This window comes from Salinivibrio sp. ML323 (assembly GCF_001995745.1).
GTDB classification, from domain to species: Bacteria; Pseudomonadota; Gammaproteobacteria; order Enterobacterales; family Vibrionaceae; genus Salinivibrio; species Salinivibrio kushneri.
The window spans coordinates 1-21,564 of record NZ_MUES01000033.1 but is presented as its reverse complement, the minus strand read 5'-3'; the positions used below and the strand labels follow the sequence as shown (position 1 = coordinate 21,564).

The following is a 21,564-nucleotide window of genomic DNA, read 5'->3' as shown; positions in this document are numbered from 1 at the left end:
CAGACAGTATGAGGACGCGAGTGGTGAATTCAAACAGACAAACTGAACTCATTGATGGCTTGTCCGTCAGATAAGTGATTCGCTTATTTTACTGCAACTTAACATAATGAATACGTGCTAACCGGCAAGCACTTTAGATTAGAAAAACTAATCCATTGGTTTAATTTTCATCAGTTTAAATCTCGGGGTAGCACCTTATAATTTGCGACGAGTGATTAAGACAACAAAGCGAGGATCTGATGACGACTGCAACGGTTAATATGCCCCGTTCTCGTCGATCTTACGCGGTAACAATCAAAGGACTGATCGCTCACGCCATGGATGTGCTGTTTACTCGCAGCACGCACGCGCCCGCTTATGATGCCAGCCGTTTACCGGCACATTTGCAGCGTGATATTGGTATAAACCGATAAGACGACTTAAAACGGATAGAACGCGAAACGCCACATCATCGAGATGTGGCGTTTTTTTTATGGTTTAATCGTCCCCGAGCGTTTACGAACAATGAGTGGCTTACCAAGCCGACGAATGCGATTAATTGAGGAGTACAAAAGATGGGATGGTTCTCTGCACTGTTTTCCAAGGGAAGCGAAAAACAATCACAGGCGTCAGTCACCCCGACGGAATACCAAGGGTATTTAATTTATCCTGAATCGACCGCCGAAAACGGTCAATATCGTGTCAGTGGCCGCATTTGTAAACCGTTTGATGACAAGGTACTCACCCATAGGTTTATTCGCTCAGATTTGCTGGGAAGTCAGGAAGATGCCAACAGCTTGATGGTCACAAAAGCAAAAATGATGATTGATCAAAACGGTGATCGACTATTTGATTGAGGGACGTCAACGAATCGCTCGATAGCAAAAACAATGCATAACTATGAGCAATTAATTCGGATAAAGTGTAGCCCAGATCACATTTATGCCCCAATGGCGATCCCCGCCCTGTGGTGATTAAGGAATAAACTCGTTAAGTTAACACTGTTGCGTTGCTAAGCACGAAGCACTGATAACAGACCGCAACAGCGTGATAAGCGAATAAAACCGCTTGGAGTGCYTATTTTTATCAGTGAACCTATTTCAGGCCGCGGTTTTCGCGCCTGTGATAACCAAAAAAATTTCTTATAAGCCAACATTCAGGGAATAGCTATGCAGATTGGTGTTCCAAAAGAGAGGCTCGTTAATGAAACGAGGGTAGCTGCGACACCTAAGTCGGTTGAGCAGCTTATCAAGCTCGGTTTTGACGTCGTAGTAGAGAAGGGAGCAGGCGAACAAGCAAGCTTTGAAGACACTGCGTACGAACAAGCTGGTGCGAGCATTGTTGATACAGACGCTGCCTGGCAGTCTGACATCATCTTTAAAGTTAATGCACCAGGCGTAATTGAAGAGACTGGCCAAGATGAAGTGGCGTTGCTGCAGGCAGGCACCACCTTGGTTAGCTTTATTTGGCCCGCTCAAAACGAAGAATTACTCGAACGTTTGTCTGCGCAGAACGTGAACGTGATGGCCATGGATGCGGTCCCACGTATTTCGCGTGCGCAGTCATTGGATGCGTTAAGCTCGATGGCAAACATCGCCGGTTACCGTGCAGTGGTTGAAGCGGCGCATGAGTTTGGCCGCTTCTTTACCGGACAAATCACGGCAGCGGGTAAAGTACCGCCTGCGAAAGTCTTTGTTGCGGGGGCTGGCGTTGCTGGGCTAGCGGCGATTGGCGCAGCCGGTAGCTTGGGGGCGATTGTCCGTGCTTTTGATGTTCGTCCTGAAGTGAAAGAACAAGTCGAGAGCATGGGCGCGGAGTTTTTAGAAGTCGACTTCAAACAAGACAACTCAGGCAATGGCGATGGTTATGCCAAAGAAATGTCTGACGAGTTTAATCAGGCGGCGGAAAAGCTTTATGCGCAGCAAGCAGAAGATGTCGACATTATCGTCACAACCGCACTGATCCCCGGTAAGCCAGCGCCGACGCTGATCACCAAAGAGATGGTTGACAGCATGAAGCCGGGCAGTGTGATCGTCGATCTCGCCGCAGCCAATGGTGGCAACTGTGAGTACACGGAAAAAGATCAAGTGATCACCACGCCCAATGGCGTAAAAGTGATCGGTTACACCGATATGGTCGGCCGTTTGCCCACCCAATCGTCACAGCTTTATGCGACTAACTTAGTCAACCTCACCAAACTGCTTTGCAAAGAGAAAGACGGCAACATCCAGATTGATTTTGATGATGTGGTCGTGCGTGGCGTGACCGTAATCAAAGAAGGCGAGGTCACCTGGCCGGCGCCACCGATTCAAGTCTCCGCGCAACCCAAAGCAGAGCCTAAAGCTGAACCTGCTCCTAAGCCGGCACCCAAAAAAACCTCTCGGGCGACTAAGTATGGTCTAATGGCCGCCGCCGCAGGGGCGTTCGGATGGATTGCCAATTATGCCCCTAGTGAATTTCTCTCTCACTTTACCGTTTTCGTACTGGCCTGTGTGGTGGGCTACTACGTGGTATGGAATGTGACTCACGCGCTGCATACCCCGCTGATGTCTGTGACCAATGCGATCTCTGGCATCATCATCGTTGGGGCGTTATTGCAAGTAGGACAAGGCATTGGCTTTGTAACCTTCCTTGCTTTCATTGCCGTGTTGATCGCCAGCATCAATATATTTGGCGGCTTTACTGTTACAAAGCGCATGCTTGAAATGTTCCGTAAAGGGTAAGGAGAAAGAATGTCTGAAGGATTGGTACAAGCGGCGTATATTGTCGCTGCGCTTTGTTTTATTCTCAGTTTGGCTGGGCTCTCAAAGCAAGAGTCAGCACGCGCGGGTAACTATTACGGGATTACCGGGATGGCGATCGCACTGGTTGCCACCATCTGGGGGCCGGAAGTGCAAGGTGTGGGCTGGATTATTCTGGCCATGGTCATTGGTGGCGCGATCGGTATTTATTACGCCAAGCGCGTAGAAATGACGGAAATGCCGGAGCTAGTGGCGATGCTACACAGCTTCGTGGGTCTGGCTGCGGTATTGGTGGGCTTTAATACCTACATCGATCACCCGCCGCTGACTGGCGCGATGCTTAACATCCACTTGGTTGAGATTTTCCTCGGTGTCTTTATCGGTGCAATTACTTTCACCGGCTCGATTGTCGCCTTTGGTAAACTCCGTGGCGTGATTTCTTCCAAGGCGCTGATGTTGCCACATCGTCACAAGCTTAACTTGGCCGCTGTGGTTGTGTCGTTCTTGTTGCTAATCAGCTTTGTCAACGCTGAAGGCTCAACAGCGGCACTGCTGATTGTGACCGTGATTGCGCTAGCATTTGGTTATCACTTGGTGGCTTCGATCGGTGGCGCAGACATGCCCGTGGTGGTGTCGATGCTCAATTCCTACTCAGGATGGGCAGCGGCGGCGGCTGGCTTTATGCTGGCAAATGATCTCTTGATTGTGACAGGCGCGCTAGTGGGCTCATCGGGGGCGATTCTGTCTTACATCATGTGTAAAGCGATGAACCGTTCTTTCATTAGTGTCATCGCCGGTGGCTTTGGCTCTGATGGCGCTGCGTCTTCGGGTGATGACGAAGTCGGCGAGTATCGAGAAAGTACAGCCGAAGAAGTCGCCGAAATGCTGAAAGAGTCAAACAGCGTGGTCATCGCCCCAGGTTATGGCATGGCGGTCGCGCAAGCCCAATATCCTGTTTACGAGGTGACAGAAAAACTCCGTAGCATGGGGGTCGAGGTGCGCTTTGCCATTCACCCTGTTGCGGGTCGTTTGCCCGGTCATATGAACGTATTGTTGGCTGAGGCTAAAGTGCCGTATGACATCGTGTTGGAAATGGATGAAATCAATGATGATTTTCCTGACACAGATACCGTTTTGGTCATTGGTGCCAACGATACGGTGAACCCTGCGGCGACGGAAGACCCATCGAGCCCGATTGCGGGCATGCCGGTTCTTGAGGTCTGGAACGCCAAAAATGTGGTGGTGTTTAAGCGCTCAATGAACACAGGTTATGCCGGGGTGCAAAATCCGCTGTTCTTTAAAGACAACAGCAGCATGTTGTTCGGTGACGCGAAACAAAGTGTAGAAGCGATTTTTAAAGCGCTATAATTGGCCTTAATGCTTGATACGCTGTCGAAAAGAGCCAGTTCCGACTGGCTCTTTTTTTGGCGTGTCTTGACTAAGCGAGGAATGATGGAACTTACACGGTACTGACATTTTGATAAAAATCGATGGTAAGCTTGCGACCATGCGAATTCTGCTGCTAATCATTCTCACACTAACTGGCTGGCCATCCGTGGCGGCAAGTACATTTTCAGAGCAGATGACTGCCTTTCGCGCGCAGTTATTGCTTGCCGATCCTGTCGCTCGCTACAACTTGATCGGCATTAACCGAGCGTTTCCACGTGTATTGCTAAGCCCAGAGAGTTTACTGCCGCAGAGTGCTCAATACCCGTTAAAAGACATTCGCCGCCTCTATCAAGCCGCACAAAAATGCCAAGGGCCGTGGCCTGTTAATCCGCAAGTGACCGAACCGTTGGTGTTCACGCGAGCGATGTGTAATCACACCCAGCTTCCTGTGGCGTGGTTCTCGCGGTCTGGCTTTATTCATCCCGGTGGGGGGAGTTACGCGGCAAAATATGCCGAGCAGTTTCCCGAGCGGCGTAGCGAATTAATGCGCTTCTTTCATATTCAAGAGCGACCTCAAGCAGAACCCGATAGCTTGTTGGGGCGGTTGCAGCGGATGGAGTCTCATGCCGTTGATGCCTTAAATAGCGGCGCTAAATCGTTAATCAGTCAGGATGAGATGTGGGTGCGCGTTGGCAGTTATTATTATTTATACCAAGCCTCGCAATGGCAGCCATTACTGGCCGAGTTTGATTTAAGGATCACCCCTCGAGGAGAGCAAGATTTCTGTTTGGCGCGGGTGGGCAACATTTGTTGGAACGAAGAAAAAGCGCCCAGTTATTGGCCCTACTTGGTCGGAGCATTAATCGTTATCAACCTCGTGGCACTGGGTGGTTGGGCGTTTAACCGCTGGACAGTGCAGCGTCGGTTGATGCAAGAGCGTATGCTGGTGTTGCAAATCCTCACTCATGAGCTTCGTACCCCGATTGCTAGCTTATCCATGACAGTGGAGGGCTTTCGGCGCAAATTTGATAGTTTACCCGATGATTTTTATGAAGAATTTCGCCGGCTTTGCGAGGATTCGCGACGCCTAAAACAATTGGCGGAGGCAAGTAAAGATTATTTACAATCCAACCAGAAGCCTCTCAGTAAAGAGACAATTCCGTCTGTTGAAGAGTGGTTGGGTTATATTTGCGACGAACACCAAGTTACGTTACACGTAAGCCAAGATGGGGCGGTGCGAGCGAATGTTTATTGGTTAACAACATCATTGAACAATTTGATTGCTAATGCGGTCAAATATGGCGTAGCACCTGTCGATGTTCATGCTCACGTGTCTGAGGATCGTTTTACGATCGCGATACGCGATCAAGGGGAACTGACGGCCAAGGACTGGAAACATATACGTAAACCGTTTGTCAGCCAAAGTGGACTTGGACTGGGGCTGACGATTGTAGAATCCATGATTGAGCGAATGGGGGGGAAGTTAATTCTATCTGGCCCACCCACCACATTTACTTTGGAGATTCATTGTGGCGCAAGCGACGTTACTTCTGGTTGAAGATGATGCCAACCTGGCTGACGGGTTACTGGCAAGCTTGGAACAAGCAGGCTACCGCTGCTTATATGCAGAGAACGCGACAAAAGTGGCCGAATTATGGCGCGATGCTGATCTCGTGATCCTCGACCGCCAATTGCCAGAAGGAGATTCAATTGAGTGGCTAGCGGATTGGAATAAGCTTAAAACTATTCCTGTGATTTTACTGACAGCCATGGTCTCGGTACGCGATCGTGTTGGCGGCTTGGATTCGGGAGCCACTGATTATATCACCAAACCTTTTGCCGAAGCAGAGCTGCTCGCGCGTGTGCGTGTGCACCTTCGTCATCCCGTGGGCGAGGTAGAGGTCTCAAGCAATGACATCGTTATCAATGATGTGCGTATCGATACCGCGAGTCGAGCCGTTTTTTGTGGTGACGAAGAGATGACCTTGACGCGCACTGAGTTCGACCTTTTGCACTTTCTGGCTAAAAATGCCGGACGCGTATTCACGCGTGATGAATTGCTCGATCAAGTGTGGGGGTATAACCATTATCCTACCACGCGTACGGTTGACACCCATATATTACAACTACGCCAGAAGTTGCCCTCGGTCAATATCGAAACCTTGCGTGGCGTTGGCTACCGTATGAAAGCATGATGAAAAAGCGCGCTCTCTTTSGACTATTAGCAACTATGCTGGGTGCTGGTGGCGCGCAGGCCGCGTGGTTTAACGGCAATGACGCGTTAACCACTGCCCATCAGCGCCTATTAAATGGAAGAACCGCAGCCAGTGTAGAGGCCATGATTGAAGCCTGGCAGCAACCCAATCTTTCTGCTGCCAAGCAGGGTCATCTCGCTCAGCTGCTTGCGCTCGCGATCACGGAAGACTGTGGGCGCAGTTTAAGCCAAAAGACATTGCCTGATTGGTTGAGCAATATATCTGTGCGTCGCGAAACGGTCCAAACCACGAGTCGGGTGTATTACCGGCTCCAAGTGTCAGGGGAGTCGCAAACGGGTGTGAATGCACTCACGTTAAAAAAATGGCCGGATAAAACGGTAATGCGTGGTGAGTTCTCTCCGGCGCAGCAGCACGGTTGGCGTTTGATCAAAGATGGCCTTTCCGATCCTATTTCCCAAGGTCTTTATCAACTCACAGCAGAGTCAGTATCAGGCCATACGTGGTCGAGTTGGTTGCTTCTGACCCAGCCTCAGCCACGTCAAACATTGAGCTGGAAAGATACCCGAAGCTGGCACATTGCCCCTTTTGATGATTTTAACTCAACCTGTCAGCGTCCTTTCTTGACACTGAACCTTTATCCGCAAAACCAAACTGACGGTGCACCGATTTGGTCGGCAGAGAAGCACAAACGACTGCCGACTCAGTTACCTATGCTGGATGTCCCCAATGGCCAGTATTGGTTTAGTGTTGCCCTGATTGAACGGCGCTGGCAGGGCGCGCTGTCAATTGAAGAAGTTCAGCGTATCGGCCGGGCGATTGATTTACCGGATTTGGATCCTGACGCTTTAAATAGGATAGCGCCGAGTGGCTCTGACAAACAAGGTGACGAATAAATAGACACTTGTGTTGTGGTTAATTTGATAAAGTTCACACCTTTTTAGTGAAGTCGGTCTAATTATTCACTTTTACCTCTATGCTTGCCTTTTGAATAGCAAATCAAAACATAGGGGTAACGCAATGACCTTTAAAACAAAAGCGCTTGTGGTGGCACTGGCTGCATGCTCAACCAGTGCGTTGGCGGCGACTAACCCAACCGATGCCCGTGCCAATGCGATGGGTGGGGTAGGCGTGGCATCGGGGGATTATCTTTCCGCAGGCTTTCATAACCCAGCTTTGGCTGCGCTTGATCCTGATAGCGCCTTTGGGGTGCTTATCCCTTATATTGGCGCCGAAGCGCGAGATCCCGATGATCTTGTTGACGGCCTCGATGATGTCGCTGATGCGTTTGACCAACAAGATGCAACAAAAATTGAATCTTCACTGAGAGCGGTGCAAGGCGATAAAGCCTACGTCAATGCCGGTGTTGGTGCTGCGGTGGGGATTCCCACAGGCTCTGTCTCTGCCACTCTTTATACATCGGGACTAATTGAAGGCGCGGTGTTACCCGATATCGACACCAATGACTTTAACGTCACCTCCGATCCCGATTCAAATGCGACGATCATTGCCGCCGGTATTGGTGAATTAGGGGTCGCACTGGCGACCAACCTTGATATTGCCGGTCAGCGCGTCGCGGTGGGTGTGACGCCAAAACTGCAACGGATCACTACTTATAATTACGGCGTCGCGGTCGACGATTACGATACGGATGATTGGGATGACAGCCGCTACCGTGAAGAGGACAACACGTTTAACCTTGATCTTGGCGCTGTTTGGCAATCGGGCCCTTATCGGGTCGGCCTTGCCGGTAAGAATTTGGTTAGCCAAGATGTCGATACCGTGACCATTAAAAGAACGGGTAACCGTTTCACTTATGAGCTTGAGCCGCAATTTACCCTGGGCTCGGCGTTTGTGTCTGATTTTGTGACCCTTGCTGCCGATTTAGATCTCAACAAGAAAAGCGGCTTTAAAGGGACGCTTAATGTGGATGATGACACCCAGTTTTTCCGAGTCGGGGCAGAGTTTGACGCCTTTGGCCATGCGCAACTACGCACCGGCTATCGTGCGGATCTAGAGGACAATGTCGATAATGCCTTTACCCTCGGTCTTGGTTTATCCCCCTTTGGTGTCGCCAATCTTGATATCGCCGCGAGTATCATCGATAGCAACAGCTATGGGGGATCGGCACAGCTGGCATTTACGTTCTAACGCTGCATTTTGGATGACAAATGAAAAGGCAGGCCCTAAAATGGCCTGCCTTTTTTGATCACGATTTACTACCAAGAGAGCCCCACCTATGTTTGATGGCGTCACGTTAAACCATGAACAACAGCAAGAAGCAGCAGAGCGCATTCATGCGCTGATGGCAGAAGGGATGAGCAGTGGCGAGGCGATTATGCAGGTTGCCAATGAAATACGTTCGCAAGCCGCTCAAGCCTCTTCGTCTGAAGAGTGAGACAAGTTACAAACAAATCGCCTTTTTATTTACAATTCCGCCAATCCCTGATTTATTTAAAGGAGAGCATTAAAAGGAGTGTCGGATGAGCAATCGGCTTGAAAAGGCGCGCGAGTGGGCAAGGGTGCGGCACGCACTGCAACGCTATGGTGCCCAGCCTTATCGTTGTCACCTTGATCATGTTGAACGTATTGCCGCGCCCTTTGGGGAGCAAGCACGCATTGTGGCGCAATTGCATGACATTCTGGAAGATACCGCCACACGAGTTGACGAAATCTCAGCACTTTTCGGCCCAACCGTTGCTAGAGCTGTGATGCTGGTGACGGATCCCCGACGGCCCAGTCGGGAAGAGAGAAAGCGCGCCTTAAACCAACGTTTGATTGCACTCGATCCGAGCGATGAAGCCGCATGGTTAGCATTAGTGGTAAAAACGTGTGACCGTTTAGCCAACGTGATTGCCAGTAGTGAGCATAGCCCACCGCGTTTTTTACAATATCAACGTGAGCATGGAGGCTTCCGGGTCGCCGTATATCGACGAGGGTTATGTGATCACCTTTGGCGTGAGTTAGATGGCCTGATTGATGCCGGCCAACAAGCAGACCGGCACCCAGATCATCAACTGCACGCATCCATCTCTTGACTCAGGCTAAGCCAGACACGCTTTTCTTTTTAACGCCTCAGTTCATCAATCAGTTATCGAGATCATAAATTGTCGGAATCGGTTGACGTTTGTGCTGTGTGGCTTGGTAAACCTGAATAATCTTCTCTTTAACCGCGTCTTCAACCGGCTTACCCTCAAGAAAATCATCGATTTGCTCGTAGGTCAGTTGCAGCGCTTCTTCATCCGCTTTTTGCGGTGATAAGTCTTCCAAGTCAGCGGTGGGCGTTTTATTTACCAAGACGTCTGGTGCCCCCAGTGTGGCGGCGAGTTGACGCACTTGTCGTTTGCTTAGACCAAAGAGCGGCGCAAGATCACACGCACCATCGCCAAACTTAGTATAAAAGCCCGTGATGTTCTCGGCAGAATGGTCAGTCCCGATGACGAGCCCTTGTGTTAATCCTGCTATTTCGTATTGTGCCATCATTCTTGCGCGTGCTTTGACATTGCCTTTGGCAAAATCAACCCGGCTATCACTGTCGGGGAGTAAGCCTACGGCAGACACGGCATCTAAAACTGATTGGTGGTTACCATCGACCCCCGGCTTAACGTTGACCGTGACGGTTTTGCTCGGCTTGATAAAAGACAGGGCGAGTTGCGCTTCGTCTTCGTCTTTTTGTTCGCCATAGGGCAATCTGACCGCAATGAATTGATAGTGATCCTTGTTTGCTTCTTGGTTAAGCGCTTCAATCGCTAACTGTGCCAGTCGTCCACATGTCGACGAATCGACACCACCACTGATACCTAACACGAGGCTACGTGTCCCGGAACGTTGCAACATAGTTTTGATAAAGGCGATGCGACGACGGATCTCCGTTTCTGGGTCGATATTGGATTGGACGCGCATTTCTTCGCGGATCTGGTGTTCCATCTTAGGTTCCTCTCAATCACTCTGGCATACAATGTCAATGAAGACTCTACTGTGAGTTATTGTGCATGATCTCTGTTGGCTTGGGTATAGCGCAAGTGAATCTCCTCACCCTGATGGTGATAGGTTAGGCTTTTGGTCAAATTCATGGCATCATCTCGCGTAATCCCTAAACACGAGAATGACTTGGCGAAGAGCGTATAATGACAGAGCAAATAGCCGTATTTGGCAGCGCATTCAATCCACCCACTCAAGGTCACGCGTCTGTTCTGGCGCAATTGTGTCATTTTGACAAGGTGCTGCTCGTGCCGAGTTATAGACATGCATGGGGAAAAATGATGGCACCTTACGAGACACGATGCGGGTGGGTACAGGCATTGATTCATGATTTGCGCTTACCGAATCTACACTTATGTCAGCGAGAGGCATCGCTGGGGCGAGAGGGTGACGCTGTCACAACACACATGCTGCTTTCTGCGTTACAGGACGATTATCCTGACGCGGCACTCACGTTCGTTGTTGGTCCTGATAACTTGCTAAAATTTGACCAGTTTGCCGATAGTGCGCAAATACTCTCGCACTGGTCAGTCTTAGGGATGCCTGAGACGGTGGTGGTGCGTAGTACACATATTCGTGAACGACTGGCGCAAGGCTTACCGATTGATGATCTCACCACACCCAGTATCGCAGCACAGCTGAGCGAGACGGTCTTTTGTCGCTAACGGCCTATCGGTGCGTTTTCAAGAACACGCGCGTTTAGCTTTCAAACACACAGGCATAGCGGGTATACAGGGTGTCAGCGTCGGCTGTGGAGAGTCCTGCCGACTCAGCCGCGCGCTGCGGTGTTTTACCCGACTTTATCGCTGCTCTGAGTTGTCGAACGGTAAAATACTCTTGCAGTTGTGCAATGGTTAGCTGGGTGAGTGCTTGTAATTGGTAGTGTTGCGCTGCGCTCACCGGTGGCTGACCTGTTTGGGCGCACGCCACACAATCTGCCAGCGCTTGCGTGGGCGCATCGAGTTGTTGCGTCGGAGCAAGATGCATGATTTGGTCAAGCAGCACGGCTTGAATGTGATGCGACTGCGCTGCCGTTAACACGGATGCTGTTGGCGTGCCAAGCTCCATTAAGCCGGCGGCCAGTAGTGGGGACAACACAACATGTCCCACACTCTCAGGGAGGGGATGTTGTGTGCGTGGCGATACGGCCAATTGGTGTAAACGGGTATTGGGCGTTATGGTCAATGCATGAAGGCACTCAAAAGGTAGCCAGAACCCCTGACCGGTATAGACAGGGATATCTGTTTTTCCTAAGCGAACAAGCACCAAACCGTCCTCAACATAAAGCAGGTTCGCTGTGTAGCGGCGCTTTCGAGGGGTGAATATCAATGAGGGTGTGTGATAAAGAGTGTATTCGCTCGTGGTCTTCATAACAGTGTCTCGATGCAATAAGGCGGCAATGGTGAGCACTTTTGCTGTTGAGGTCAAGTCAATGACGGTAAAGGGAACTCTTAACCAGGCTGAAGGTCTGACCTCCAACCTGTGTAAAATTTCGGTGGGTTCACTTTGAATCCTTTGTTGACTGCGTAGAATGGCGCGGTTTTTACTCGATATAATGGAAGAAAGTGCAGACAGTTAACGATCCTTATCAAGAGATTCGTCCTTATCATGACGACGAAGTTCCCAGTGCAATTCAGCGACTCATCCAAGATGACGAGTTTATCAATGCGATTCTATCTTATCGCTATCCGCATGCGTCTGGCCCGCTTGGTTGGCTTTTAAAGCCTGCTCTTAAATTGTATCTAACTAAAAAGTGGAGCAATATTAAAACAGTGCAGGATGTCCAACTGCATGTCGCCAGCTATATGCGCAAGATGATTAAAACAACCTGTGATAAAGTCACGGTCTCTGGCGTAGAAAAACTGGATCCGAATAAAGCCTACCTCTTTGTCTCCAACCACAGAGACATTGCGATGGACCCTGCGCTAGTAAACTGGTGCTTGCACCAACAGGGGCTCGATACAGTGAGAATCGCTATCGGTGATAACCTGTTACGTAAACCGTGTGCGACTGAGCTGATGAAGCTTAACAAAAGCTTTATTGTCAAACGCTCAGCCAAAGCACCACGTGAAATGATGAAGTCATTATCACAGTTATCGGGTTATTTGCGCTTATCCCTCGATGAGGGCCAGTCGATCTGGATTGCTCAGCGAGAGGGGCGAGCCAAGACGGGCCAAGATGTCACGGATCCGGCAATCTTAAAAATGTTCTTCATGGAAGGGCGAAAACGCAAGCAAGACTTTGACAGCTATATGGAAGCGCTTAATGTGGTGCCTGTCGCCATCTCCTACCAAAACGATCCATGCGATCTGGACAAAGCAACTGAATTAGACGCGGTCAACCGCCTTGGGGCCTACGAAAAAAGCGAGTTTGAAGACATTCAAACCATCGTGAAAGGGATTGTCGGTGACAAACGGCATGTGCACGTGGCCTTTGGTGAGCCTGTGACCCTGTCACAAGACACACCCGAGTCAATGGCCGCAAAAATTGATGCGCAAATMCACCAGTTATACCGTTTATACCCGGCTAATTATATTGCCGCTGGGGTAGAACATGACAGTGTCACGCCAGCTGAGCAGCGCCTCTATGAGCAGAAGCTTGCCCAGGCCCCCGAAGCGGCGCGTGACTATTTGCGTGAAATGTACGCTAACCCTGTGCTCAATCAGTGTGCAACAAGCTCAGACAATATCAATCAGGACAGTCCTCTCGCAGCAGACAATAATAAGTGACAGCGTCACTTATGGTGGCGATCCCAAATCGGCGGATCGCCGACTTCTTGCAGCATAAAATCGACAAACTCTCTCACTTTGGGGGCAAGGTGTTTGCGTCTTGGATACACAATGTATATCGGCAGCTCAAGGCAAGGTTGCCATTCAGGCAATAGCTCAATGAGTTCACCTTTTTCTATTTCCTCGTTAATAAGGTAAGTCGCCAAATAGGCAATGCCGAGTCCCGCTTTAACCGCCTCGAGTACCGCGGGTGCGTTATTAATTGTGTACTGGCCACTGACATGCACCACTTGCTCCATGCCTGCTTTCATAAACGGCCATTTATCATAACGGCGCTCACGGCTTTGATAGGTGATGCAATCGTGCTGCCGCAAATCAACCAGTTGTTTTGGGATGCCTCTCGCTTCTAGATAACCGGGTGCCGCGACCAGTTTAAATTGGCAATCAGCCAGCTTCCGCGCCACCATGCCTTCTGGGGGATGTTCATGAATCGCGACCCAGCAATCGTAGCCTTCCTCGACGAGGTTAGGGCGGTGATCAAAAAGATTAATGTTAAGGTTAAGCGCTGGGTAGGTTTGGCGGAATTTAGCGAAATGACGCGTCATTAAGGTATTGCCAAACGACTGTGCGACGCCAATCTTAAGTTTGCCTGTCACTTCATTGCGATAGCCTGCCACCATCGCTTCCGCTTCGTCCAAGGTAGCGATCAACTGGCTGCCATACTCCGCATATCTGCTACCGACTTCGGTAAGGGAAACAGAGCGGGTGTTGCGCTGCACCAACTGCACACCTAAGCGATCCTCTAAATAGCGAACCTGTTTGCTGACCTGAGACTTCGAAATTCCCAGCCTGTCTGCTGCGCGAGTAAAGTGCTGCTCTTGTGCAACAGCGGCTAGCACAACGATTTGTTGAAGGTAATCGAGCATTCTACGCACATCCATTTCATCAATAGCGTGAGACTACCACATAACGTCGGTGGTCAGGAATGTGTGTGACAATGTCACGCATGCGTATTCATCAAAGATAAACGGTTTATACCATGTCGAGTTTATTTTATTAAATGCGTTCACATTGTGACATCGATGCGTCAATGAGGGTACGTCTTTTCTACCCCTATGAACGATACATGAGCCTATCACTGTTATTTTCACGGCAAACCTATAAGTCTATAACTTAATGATTTAAAGCGATAAATAATGATTGTTTCTTCGAGTAAACATGAAGAGTGCGGAGTTGTAAGTGCTTACTCCTATTCGTGTTGTAAAGTTACACAGCGCTTCTGCTCAGCGCTACCTCACCTTTGTTTATTAATTTAATCGATTCATAAAATCAAAATGGTCTGTTTTTGTTCATTGTTCTGTTTGCGTACACTCGTGGTGGGAGGTAAACAATGATTGAGTTAATCAAGCAGTTTTTTTTGTTGGGTTGTATGTCCTTTGGGGGGCCTGCCGCCCATGTGGGTTATTTTGAAAGGGTGTTTGTCAAAAATAAGCGATGGTTAAGCGAAGAGACATTTGCTTCGGGCCTGGCAATTAGCCAGTTTTTACCCGGACCGGGAAGTAGCCAGTTGGGGATGTACATTGGCTATCAACGTGCCGGTTATATCGGAGCGTTGGGAGCTTTTGTGGCGTTTACCTTACCTTCCTTTGCCTTATTGACGGCGGCGGCGGTACTAAACAGTGGCGCGCAGGCAGCAGACTGGGTAGCAACCATCATCAGTGCGGCGAAGTTATTGGCGGTGGTGGTCGTCATTGATGCGACGGTGTCGATGGGGAAAAAGTTTGTCAGCTCGTGGGCGACCGCGTCGATAGCGGTGATGACGACGTTATGGTTGCTATTTACCCCATCTGGCGTGTTGTATCAGGTGCTACCAATTCTGATTGCCGGTATCGTGGGGGCGATTGGTTTTGCTAAACCACAGCAGCGTCAAGCGCCGGTCACCATTGCATGGCGTCGTAGTGGCACCATCATTGGTTTGTTTCTGCTGTTACTGACCGTACCTTGGTTATTCAACCAAACACTCTGGGTGCAAGTATTTAATCTTTTCTATCAGGCAGGGAGCTTTGTGTTTGGTGGTGGCCATGTCGTGCTGCCTTTGCTCGAGCCTATAGTGGGTGACGTTGTCACAGACTCTGCGTTGATTGAAGGGTACGCGGCAGCACAGCTTGTGCCTGGCCCTATGTTTACGATGGCGAGCTACCTTGGCGCCAGTATTGATGGCTTGTCGCCGCTTTGGGGCAGTATTATTGCCACTATCGCAATTTTCTTGCCTGGCGCATTGCTGATGTTTGGCGTGTTGCCCGTTTGGGATGCAGTGAAGACGCAACCTCGTCTAGCGGGTGCAATTAGCCTGATCAACGCCTGTGTTGTAGGGCTGCTAGCTGCCGCATTGTACCAACCGGTATGGGTGTCTGCTTACACACAACCGCTTGATTTATTGCCGATAGCGCTAGGTTTGGTTGCTCTCATCAGGTGGCGTGTTTCTGTGTTTTGGTTGCTCCTGTTGATGATGATCTATCAGTTTACCATCGCCTAAAGCGCTTTCTGTTTTATAGCCCAGTGATGCCTGGGCTATTTTCGAACACTTTAGTGCACTATAACTTTAAATAGTTGAATGAAAAACACTAGTCACACCGATGATGTGACTAGGCTAGGTTTAATCTTTTAAAGGGAGTTAGTCTTGGAACTGCCAAGGCTGGCGAGTGCCTGTATCGGAGGCTGTTTGTGCCAACTCAATAGCATAGATAACTTTGCTAGCGGAGATGGGGCAAACAGGCGAGGGTTGATCATTGGTAATTGCCTGAGCTAGCCCGTCAAATAGGCGGTGGTATTGGCCATCTTCAAGCGTAAGCGGGTCAGGTGTGACGCTGTCACCAACTTCGAGCATCCCTTGATACGCTTGTTCACCAAAACCAGAGACAGTCACCATCAAGCCAGCGCGTAGTTGCTCTTCTTGAATATCCAGCCCTACGGTACTGAAGGTTGCCTTTTCACCATGAACAACAAAACGCTCTGTGGTGCCAGATCGATAGGGACTGGAGGAAAGAATTACCTCTTTGTCTGGGTAGTGCAGAGTCACCTGAAAGTAGTCTGTCGTTTCACTGCCTGGGCGGAGTGCGCGGCAACTAGCGGAAACCGCATTCGGCTCCCCTAATAAGTGCAGTGCTTGGTCAATTAAATGTGAACCCAAATCATACAAGATACCGGCGCCTTCACCTGGTAGCTCACGCCACCGTTGACGAACCTCTGGGCGGTAGCGATTAAAGCTAGAGTGCATTACTTTGATGTCGCCAAGCTCACCTGCGAGATGTAAGCCTTTTAGAGTGAGAAAATCCCCATCCCAACGTCGATTGTGGTAAGGACACAACACCAAGCCTTTTTGCTTGGCCAGCTCTGCTAACTCGAGACCATCACGGCTATTGGTGACAAAAGGCTTTTCCACTAAGACATGACAACCGGCTTCTAATGCTTGTTTAACATGTTGGTAGTGGAGATGGTTGGGTGTGGTGATCACCACCAAATCTGGGGTTTGTTGGGTGAGTAAGGTGCTGAGATCATCAAAGCAGGCCGCTTTAGGTAACCGCTGTGCAACCTGCTCGGGTTTACTGGATACAACAGCTGAAATCGCAAACTCAGAGATTGCACTCAAAAAAGGAACGTGAAATGTATTAGCAGAAAAGCCAAAACCCACCAAAGCTGTTTTTATCATAAAGCTCACTCGCATTGACGACGTATTATCAGCACTTTATCGGACATCGTTATACCAATCAATCCAAGCGAGGTGAGGTGTGGCAACGCATCGCTGTTTAATGCATCAAGGCATACCATACGATGACATCAAGCGTGTTCTGTTAGGGCGTTGATTCGGGTGCGAGGTTTGGTCAATCCAAGACGAGAAAATGTCGCGAGCTGTGTAAGGTCTCCTGTCTCATTGTGGACAAAATTAAATATTAGATCCACAATGAGAGTGTGCAAACATGAAATGGTGAATGATATGACAGCAGCACAAGCACTAAAAGCGGCAGACAAGAAGAGAATGGCTCAGGTCGGCTTCAAGGCTGCTGTAAACATAATGGAAGGATGGGGATGCACCGGCGCAGACATGCAACGAATTCTTCGCATACCAAGGTCTACGTTCCAAAAGTACAAGGCTAACCCAGACACGATATCTATGGATGATGATCAGCTTGAGCGTTTAAGCTACATCGCAAACATCCACGGTAGTCTTCGAATTATCTTCGATAACCAAGAGAACGTTCAGGGATTTATGTCTATGGAGAACAAAAACGCTTACTTCGAAGGACGGACTCCTTTATCTATTATTAGTAGCGGCAAGTTTGCTGACCTCTACGAAGTGTTTTGTCGTGTTGACGCTTTACGTTCAGGTCAGTGGGGATAAAATGCTGGATGGTCGAGAAAATCAAGCGGTAGGATATAGGCTCATTCCGTCTAAGTACCCGACGATTGACTTGTTTGATGATGTCCTTAATCCGGAAGACTTTGAGGTGATGTATCAACTGCAAGCATTGACGAATCCACGTATTCTCGATGAAGTGGGCGATGTTTCCCTGATTAAGCCGGAAGAAATCCCGTACCACTGTGAACGTGGTCGTAGCTATGCGGTAGCCGCCTTTACGCACATTAACCGTGATGGCTCACGCTTTGCTGATGGCAGCTTTGGAATGCTGTATATCGGCGACACCGAACAGACCGCTTTAAAGGAAGTCATGTATCACCAGCGCAAGTATTGGACTGATGTTAATGGGCTTCATTATGATCGCTTGGTGTTTAGGGCGCTTCGTTTCACATTTAATGACGATCAGGTGATTGATGTGTGCGATAAGCCAATGACAGATCCAATCTACGACCTTATTGATTACTCCGCGGCACAGGCGTTTGGTCGTCAGGTTCGGCAAGATGATACATTAACAGGGATCCGCTACAACTCAGTAAGAAATGAAAAAGGGAGCTGTTGGGCGATGTCTACGCCACAAGTGGTTAGCGACGTCATCCAATGCTTCCATGCAGAAATGATTTGGAACGGGAAAGACATTAGTCAGGTTGAGAAGATTTACGCAATGGACTGAGTGTTACGGCTGTATGTTAACAAACCAATCTTAAGTACGCATTATCTATGTTATGTTAAATATTGTCTAGGAGTGCTGAAGTAGAACGAGGTTTGTTGTTTATCATATAGAGAGCGCTGCTGATGCGCCATTACGACAACTGTCGCCCTACTTAGCGACGTGTATTCATGCTTGCTTGCCCATCATTCACCATAAACGATATTTACCATAAAATAGCTAATCACCACTTTCTTTAACCCACTCAGTTCAAATGCTCCGCTTGACCTGAGATGCTTCAAGCGCGCGGTGATGAGCCTGACGGAACGGCTTTACGGGTTATACCAAGCTATTTTGGCAAACACTGGGGCTTCACTTACCTTGGCGGGTGGCGCTAGTAAGGTGATGGCGGCAGCCGTTCAAAGTCATCAATCACTTTAACCATGTTGGGTGGCGTATCACGCCATCGCCAAAATACGATGTTTTTCATCTCTCGGGTGGCGCCACGCGCAAAACTGGGCACTATAATGGCGTTGACCTTTGCACTGATGAGCTGTTTCGATAAGTGCCAACTATCGGGGGTTTGGTTCTGGGTCACTTGGTCTAACCAGGCACAGCTGAGTGTCGAGGGCTTGATGCCACAGTTTAGCAGCACTGTTTCATCGGTCAGGTCGAGTACATTGTCACAGTCGACATCATACTGACATATTGTCAAAGGCTGCGCTTTAAAACGAAATCCCTGTTGAGCCTCGACCCATGCACCCGATTGAGACAATGAGGTGTACAGAGCGGCAACGCTTTTGGGGTTAAAGCGCCCACCATTGCGTCTTGCTCCTTCCCCACTGTTAGGCGCGTATGACCAGCGAGGGTTATGGCCACGAAATACCGCACCTTCAAAGCGAAATAGGTATTCCTGCAGCCTTTCTTTATGCATAACCGCTTTCGCTCGTATGATTAAGGTAGGCTCTCAGTGCGTCCATTCGATCGTGTTTAACCAGTTGTTCTGCAGTTAATCCGCCAAACTCTGGCAGCCCCTCGCTCCGATACCATGCGTAGGCATGAAATTCATTTCCCGTCCACGGAAGGATTCGGTTGATCACTTCTGTGCAGTTACGCAGTTGTTGCTGTGCCTTGATCGTTGAATATCGCTCTGTGCGGCTTAACGTGGAATAAGGTAATCCAGACAACGACGCAATTTCTTTCAAGTTGGTATGAAAGAACGCGGCCATTTTGCTTGGTTCAACGATACCTTCTGCGTTCATGACTGCATCTAAAATAGATCGGTTCATTGCGCTCACCATGTCAACAATACCTGACTTATATACATCCAATATGATTGTCGTTATAGTGATTGTCAAGGCGTTCGCTCACGGTGCTTGACGCGCCGATCACGGTTCGTATCGGACGTTAGGTATTGAAAAGTCATCTTATCAGCGAATTCCATCTGTTAACCTTTTTAGTCTGTGGAAGGTTTGCTAAAGTCTCGTTAGTTCTCAACTGATTCGTTACATAAGGATAATCATGAAAGCGCACATTTGGGCTTGTTTGCTCGTGGCGTTGGCATGCTTCAGTGCTAGTGCTGAAGATGAAAACGATGTCAAGCATATCAAAGCGGCGAAAGAGCCGACCTCGTATGCTGAGCAAAGTATTTACGATAAACCCCTGATGGAAAGGTACGTTTTGGATGAAATCCGAAACTTAAGAACCGATTTCCAGGCGCTAGAAAAGCGAATGGTGACCGAGATCACCGATCGTGAGCTGGACGTAGCGGATAAATCACTCAACTATGCCAATGTAACAGTGACCTACTTCTTTTATCTGATTGCCGGTGCGGCATCATTGATTGCGTTGGTGGGTTGGCAGTCCTTGCGCGATATAAAAACCAATACTAAAGAACTGGCGGATCAACAGTTATCTGAAATTGCAGAGCAATATGAACGCAAGTTCCAAGCTTTGGAACGCGACTTGAAGCGTAAAACGCGCATTATTGCTGAAAACAACAAAGAGATTGAACGCATTAATGAAATCCATAACTTATGGTTGCGTGCGCAACAWTCGCAGACGCCAGAGCAGCGGATGGAAATTTATAATGAAATCCTCAAAATCCGTCCTGGTGACCTTGAAGCGCTCACCCACAAGGCGGATGCTGCGATGGAAATGGGCGAATACCATTGGGCGCTCAGTATCAGTAACCGCGTGCTCGAGGTGGATGAGCGTAATGCCAACGCCCTCTTCCAACGCGCATGTGCTTATACGAGGTTGGGGGCGGAAGATCAGGCTGTGTCTGACTTAGAGCTGGCGGTTGCAGAGAGCGCGTCACTGCGCGAAGCCGCTCGTGAAGAAGCAGACTTCGAATCTCTACACGGTAATGAGCGCTTCGATGCCTTGATTGACGCAGACGGTCATACCTAATAACTGCGCTGAACAAAAAAAAGGCAGCCCACGCTGCCTTTTTTGTTTCTATTATGATGTTTTTAGATCTTAGCCGCCCGCCAGCTTCACTATATGGCCTTTCTTTTCTAGGTGTGCCTTGAGGGCATCGCGTTTGTCCCCTTGGATCTCAATAACGCCATCTTTGACTGCGCCACCACAGCCACACACTTTTTTAAGCTCAGCGGCGAGCAGTTTCAGCGCGCCATCATCAAGATCCAACCCTGTTACCAAGCTGACGCCTTTACCTTTGCGCCCTTTGGTTTGTCGCTGAATACGAACGATGCCATCACCTTTAGGGCGGCTTGGCTTTTCTGGCTCGGCTTTAATTCTGCCAGTTTCTGTCGAGTAAACTAAATGATTATTATCAGACATAATTCTGTATCGTTGAAGCGTTTGGACACACTATATCAAAGCTGAATCCACATAGCAGCCGATGACAGGGAGAGCCACTCAGTCGCTTTCCCTCTTAAGCGCGGAGTTGCTCTGCATTTTTGTCAATAAAGTGTTTGAGTGCGGGCAGCGAGCCTTTCATCAAGTTACCGCGTACAATCATGTACCAGCCCTTTTCATCTTTTTCTGGGTCGTCGTTCATGATACGAAAACCTTTATATTCTTCTACCTGCTTTTTTGACGATACGTCATTCTCTTCATCGTCAAAATCAGCAGGCTCCACGAATGTGTTTGTGTCAGCCCACCACTCGATTGATTTTTTTACATTCTGCAAACTGCCAGAGATCGATTTACCTGCGACTCTAGCCCGGTAAACCTCGGTCTCATTACCACCTTCTGTCTTTTCAATCGTATAACCACGATGAAAAAGGCGTCGAGTCATGGTTATCTCCTTTCGCGAACAATAATCCGATACACATACATGGCGTACGAGCATCTTTCATTTTTAGACTATTATCACGCGTTGTTCTAGAAATTTCACCCGCACAAGGGCCTGTTAGACTAAGGAGTAGGCGAATTGAGATATATTTCAAACATTTTTCACTAAAATCTGATACATTGGATTTATTAATAACAAGTTATAGTG

General features: G+C 48.9%; 24 protein-coding genes. 16 read left to right on the top strand and 8 right to left on the bottom strand.

The genetic code is table 11. From position 1 onward, the window contains the following. The first annotated feature begins 239 nt into the window (after positions 1 to 239). From BZG13_RS15380 to BZG13_RS13585, 10 genes are all read left to right on the top strand, one after another. Positions 240 to 413 carry a hypothetical protein gene (locus BZG13_RS15380; protein WP_167369488.1) on the top strand — a complete coding sequence of 58 codons (174 nt, stop codon included), beginning with the start codon at positions 240 to 242 and terminating at the stop codon, positions 411 to 413. 141 nt (positions 414 to 554) lie between these two features. Next, positions 555 to 836: an HlyU family transcriptional regulator gene (locus tag BZG13_RS13625; protein WP_077458887.1), complete on the top strand. Its 282-nt coding sequence runs from the start codon at positions 555 to 557 to the stop codon at positions 834 to 836. A gap of 312 nt (positions 837 to 1,148) precedes the next feature. Next, a complete protein-coding gene (locus BZG13_RS13620) occupies positions 1,149 to 2,702 on the top strand; it encodes a Re/Si-specific NAD(P)(+) transhydrogenase subunit alpha (RefSeq protein WP_077487006.1) in 1,554 nt (517 codons plus the stop codon). Positions 2,703 to 2,711: 9 nt separating this feature from the next. After that, the gene (pntB, locus tag BZG13_RS13615) at positions 2,712 to 4,088 is read left to right on the top strand and encodes a Re/Si-specific NAD(P)(+) transhydrogenase subunit beta (RefSeq protein WP_077487005.1); all 1,377 of its coding nucleotides are present in this window, start codon (positions 2,712 to 2,714) and stop codon (positions 4,086 to 4,088) included. Between the two features lie 139 nt (positions 4,089 to 4,227). Beyond that, entirely contained in the window at positions 4,228 to 5,667 is a 1,440-nt protein-coding gene (locus BZG13_RS13610) for an ATP-binding protein (protein WP_077487010.1), read from the top strand. Next, the gene (locus BZG13_RS13605) at positions 5,639 to 6,304 is read left to right on the top strand and encodes a response regulator transcription factor (protein ID WP_077487004.1); all 666 of its coding nucleotides are present in this window, start codon (positions 5,639 to 5,641) and stop codon (positions 6,302 to 6,304) included. Before BZG13_RS13610 ends, BZG13_RS13605 begins: the two co-directional genes overlap by 29 nt. Further along, a complete protein-coding gene (locus BZG13_RS13600) occupies positions 6,301 to 7,218 on the top strand; it encodes a DUF2861 family protein (RefSeq protein WP_077487003.1) in 918 nt (305 codons plus the stop codon). The genes BZG13_RS13605 and BZG13_RS13600 overlap by 4 nt, the downstream gene beginning before the upstream one ends. Positions 7,219 to 7,342: 124 nt before the next feature. After that, positions 7,343 to 8,473, top strand: coding sequence for a conjugal transfer protein TraF (gene traF / locus BZG13_RS13595; protein WP_077487002.1), 1,131 nt, complete (start codon positions 7,343 to 7,345; stop codon positions 8,471 to 8,473). Positions 8,474 to 8,561: 88 nt separating this feature from the next. Continuing rightward, positions 8,562 to 8,720 carry a YoaH family protein gene (locus BZG13_RS13590; RefSeq protein ID WP_077487001.1) on the top strand — a complete coding sequence of 53 codons (159 nt, stop codon included), beginning with the start codon at positions 8,562 to 8,564 and terminating at the stop codon, positions 8,718 to 8,720. 85 nt (positions 8,721 to 8,805) lie between these two features. Beyond that, on the top strand, positions 8,806 to 9,360 hold the full coding sequence (locus tag BZG13_RS13585) for an HD domain-containing protein (RefSeq protein ID WP_069362976.1): 555 nt from the start codon (positions 8,806 to 8,808) through the stop codon (positions 9,358 to 9,360). Between the two features lie 49 nt (positions 9,361 to 9,409). Here the strand turns inward: BZG13_RS13585 and nadE are convergent, their stop codons facing one another. After that, complete coding sequence (nadE, locus tag BZG13_RS13580) at positions 9,410 to 10,249, bottom strand: ammonia-dependent NAD(+) synthetase (RefSeq protein ID WP_077458892.1); 840 nt, start codon at positions 10,247 to 10,249, stop codon at positions 9,410 to 9,412. A gap of 200 nt (positions 10,250 to 10,449) precedes the next feature. Here nadE and BZG13_RS13575 point away from each other — a divergent pair, with 200 nt between their 5' ends. Continuing rightward, complete coding sequence (locus BZG13_RS13575) at positions 10,450 to 10,968, top strand: nicotinate-nicotinamide nucleotide adenylyltransferase (protein ID WP_077487000.1); 519 nt, start codon at positions 10,450 to 10,452, stop codon at positions 10,966 to 10,968. Between the two features lie 34 nt (positions 10,969 to 11,002). Here BZG13_RS13575 and BZG13_RS13570 read toward each other — a convergent pair whose 3' ends face one another. Then, positions 11,003 to 11,674 carry a hypothetical protein gene (locus BZG13_RS13570; protein ID WP_077486999.1) on the bottom strand — a complete coding sequence of 224 codons (672 nt, stop codon included), beginning with the start codon at positions 11,672 to 11,674 and terminating at the stop codon, positions 11,003 to 11,005. A gap of 194 nt (positions 11,675 to 11,868) precedes the next feature. Here BZG13_RS13570 and BZG13_RS13565 point away from each other — a divergent pair, with 194 nt between their 5' ends. Beyond that, positions 11,869 to 13,032, top strand: a complete 1,164-nt coding sequence (locus BZG13_RS13565; RefSeq protein ID WP_077486998.1) for a lysophospholipid acyltransferase family protein — start codon at positions 11,869 to 11,871, stop codon at positions 13,030 to 13,032. A 5-nt stretch (positions 13,033 to 13,037) separates the two neighbouring features. Here BZG13_RS13565 and BZG13_RS13560 read toward each other — a convergent pair whose 3' ends face one another. Further along, positions 13,038 to 13,958 (bottom strand): LysR family transcriptional regulator, encoded by a 921-nt coding sequence (locus BZG13_RS13560; protein WP_069362981.1) that lies wholly within the window; start codon positions 13,956 to 13,958, stop codon positions 13,038 to 13,040. 464 nt (positions 13,959 to 14,422) lie between these two features. On the opposite strand from BZG13_RS13560, the gene chrA reads away from it, so the two are divergent. Then, complete coding sequence (chrA, locus tag BZG13_RS13555) at positions 14,423 to 15,568, top strand: chromate efflux transporter (protein ID WP_077486997.1); 1,146 nt, start codon at positions 14,423 to 14,425, stop codon at positions 15,566 to 15,568. Between the two features lie 138 nt (positions 15,569 to 15,706). On the opposite strand, the gene BZG13_RS13550 is transcribed toward chrA, so the two are convergent. Beyond that, entirely contained in the window at positions 15,707 to 16,741 is a 1,035-nt protein-coding gene (locus BZG13_RS13550) for a Gfo/Idh/MocA family oxidoreductase (protein ID WP_077486996.1), read from the bottom strand. A gap of 285 nt (positions 16,742 to 17,026) precedes the next feature. Here BZG13_RS13550 and BZG13_RS13545 point away from each other — a divergent pair, with 285 nt between their 5' ends. Continuing rightward, on the top strand, positions 17,027 to 17,431 hold the full coding sequence (locus BZG13_RS13545) for an antitoxin Xre-like helix-turn-helix domain-containing protein (protein WP_046076072.1): 405 nt from the start codon (positions 17,027 to 17,029) through the stop codon (positions 17,429 to 17,431). Next, positions 17,397 to 18,119, top strand: coding sequence for an RES family NAD+ phosphorylase (locus tag BZG13_RS13540; protein ID WP_241824650.1), 723 nt, complete (start codon positions 17,397 to 17,399; stop codon positions 18,117 to 18,119). Before BZG13_RS13545 ends, BZG13_RS13540 begins: the two co-directional genes overlap by 35 nt. A gap of 370 nt (positions 18,120 to 18,489) precedes the next feature. On the opposite strand, the gene BZG13_RS13535 is transcribed toward BZG13_RS13540, so the two are convergent. Beyond that, positions 18,490 to 19,029, bottom strand: coding sequence for an RES family NAD+ phosphorylase (locus BZG13_RS13535; RefSeq protein WP_069362986.1), 540 nt, complete (start codon positions 19,027 to 19,029; stop codon positions 18,490 to 18,492). Then, the gene (locus BZG13_RS13530) at positions 19,022 to 19,384 is read right to left on the bottom strand and encodes a hypothetical protein (RefSeq protein WP_077486994.1); all 363 of its coding nucleotides are present in this window, start codon (positions 19,382 to 19,384) and stop codon (positions 19,022 to 19,024) included. Before BZG13_RS13530 ends, BZG13_RS13535 begins: the two co-directional genes overlap by 8 nt. A gap of 232 nt (positions 19,385 to 19,616) precedes the next feature. Between BZG13_RS13530 and BZG13_RS13525 the strand changes: the two genes are divergently transcribed. Continuing rightward, on the top strand, positions 19,617 to 20,507 hold the full coding sequence (locus BZG13_RS13525) for a TPR end-of-group domain-containing protein (RefSeq protein WP_077486993.1): 891 nt from the start codon (positions 19,617 to 19,619) through the stop codon (positions 20,505 to 20,507). A 69-nt stretch (positions 20,508 to 20,576) separates the two neighbouring features. Here BZG13_RS13525 and yciH read toward each other — a convergent pair whose 3' ends face one another. Together yciH and BZG13_RS13515 are read right to left on the bottom strand one after the other, a co-directional pair. Then, positions 20,577 to 20,900 carry a stress response translation initiation inhibitor YciH gene (yciH, locus tag BZG13_RS13520; RefSeq protein WP_069362988.1) on the bottom strand — a complete coding sequence of 108 codons (324 nt, stop codon included), beginning with the start codon at positions 20,898 to 20,900 and terminating at the stop codon, positions 20,577 to 20,579. Between the two features lie 94 nt (positions 20,901 to 20,994). After that, positions 20,995 to 21,360 carry a DUF3319 domain-containing protein gene (locus BZG13_RS13515; protein ID WP_077486992.1) on the bottom strand — a complete coding sequence of 122 codons (366 nt, stop codon included), beginning with the start codon at positions 21,358 to 21,360 and terminating at the stop codon, positions 20,995 to 20,997. Positions 21,361 to 21,564 lie beyond the last annotated feature (204 nt).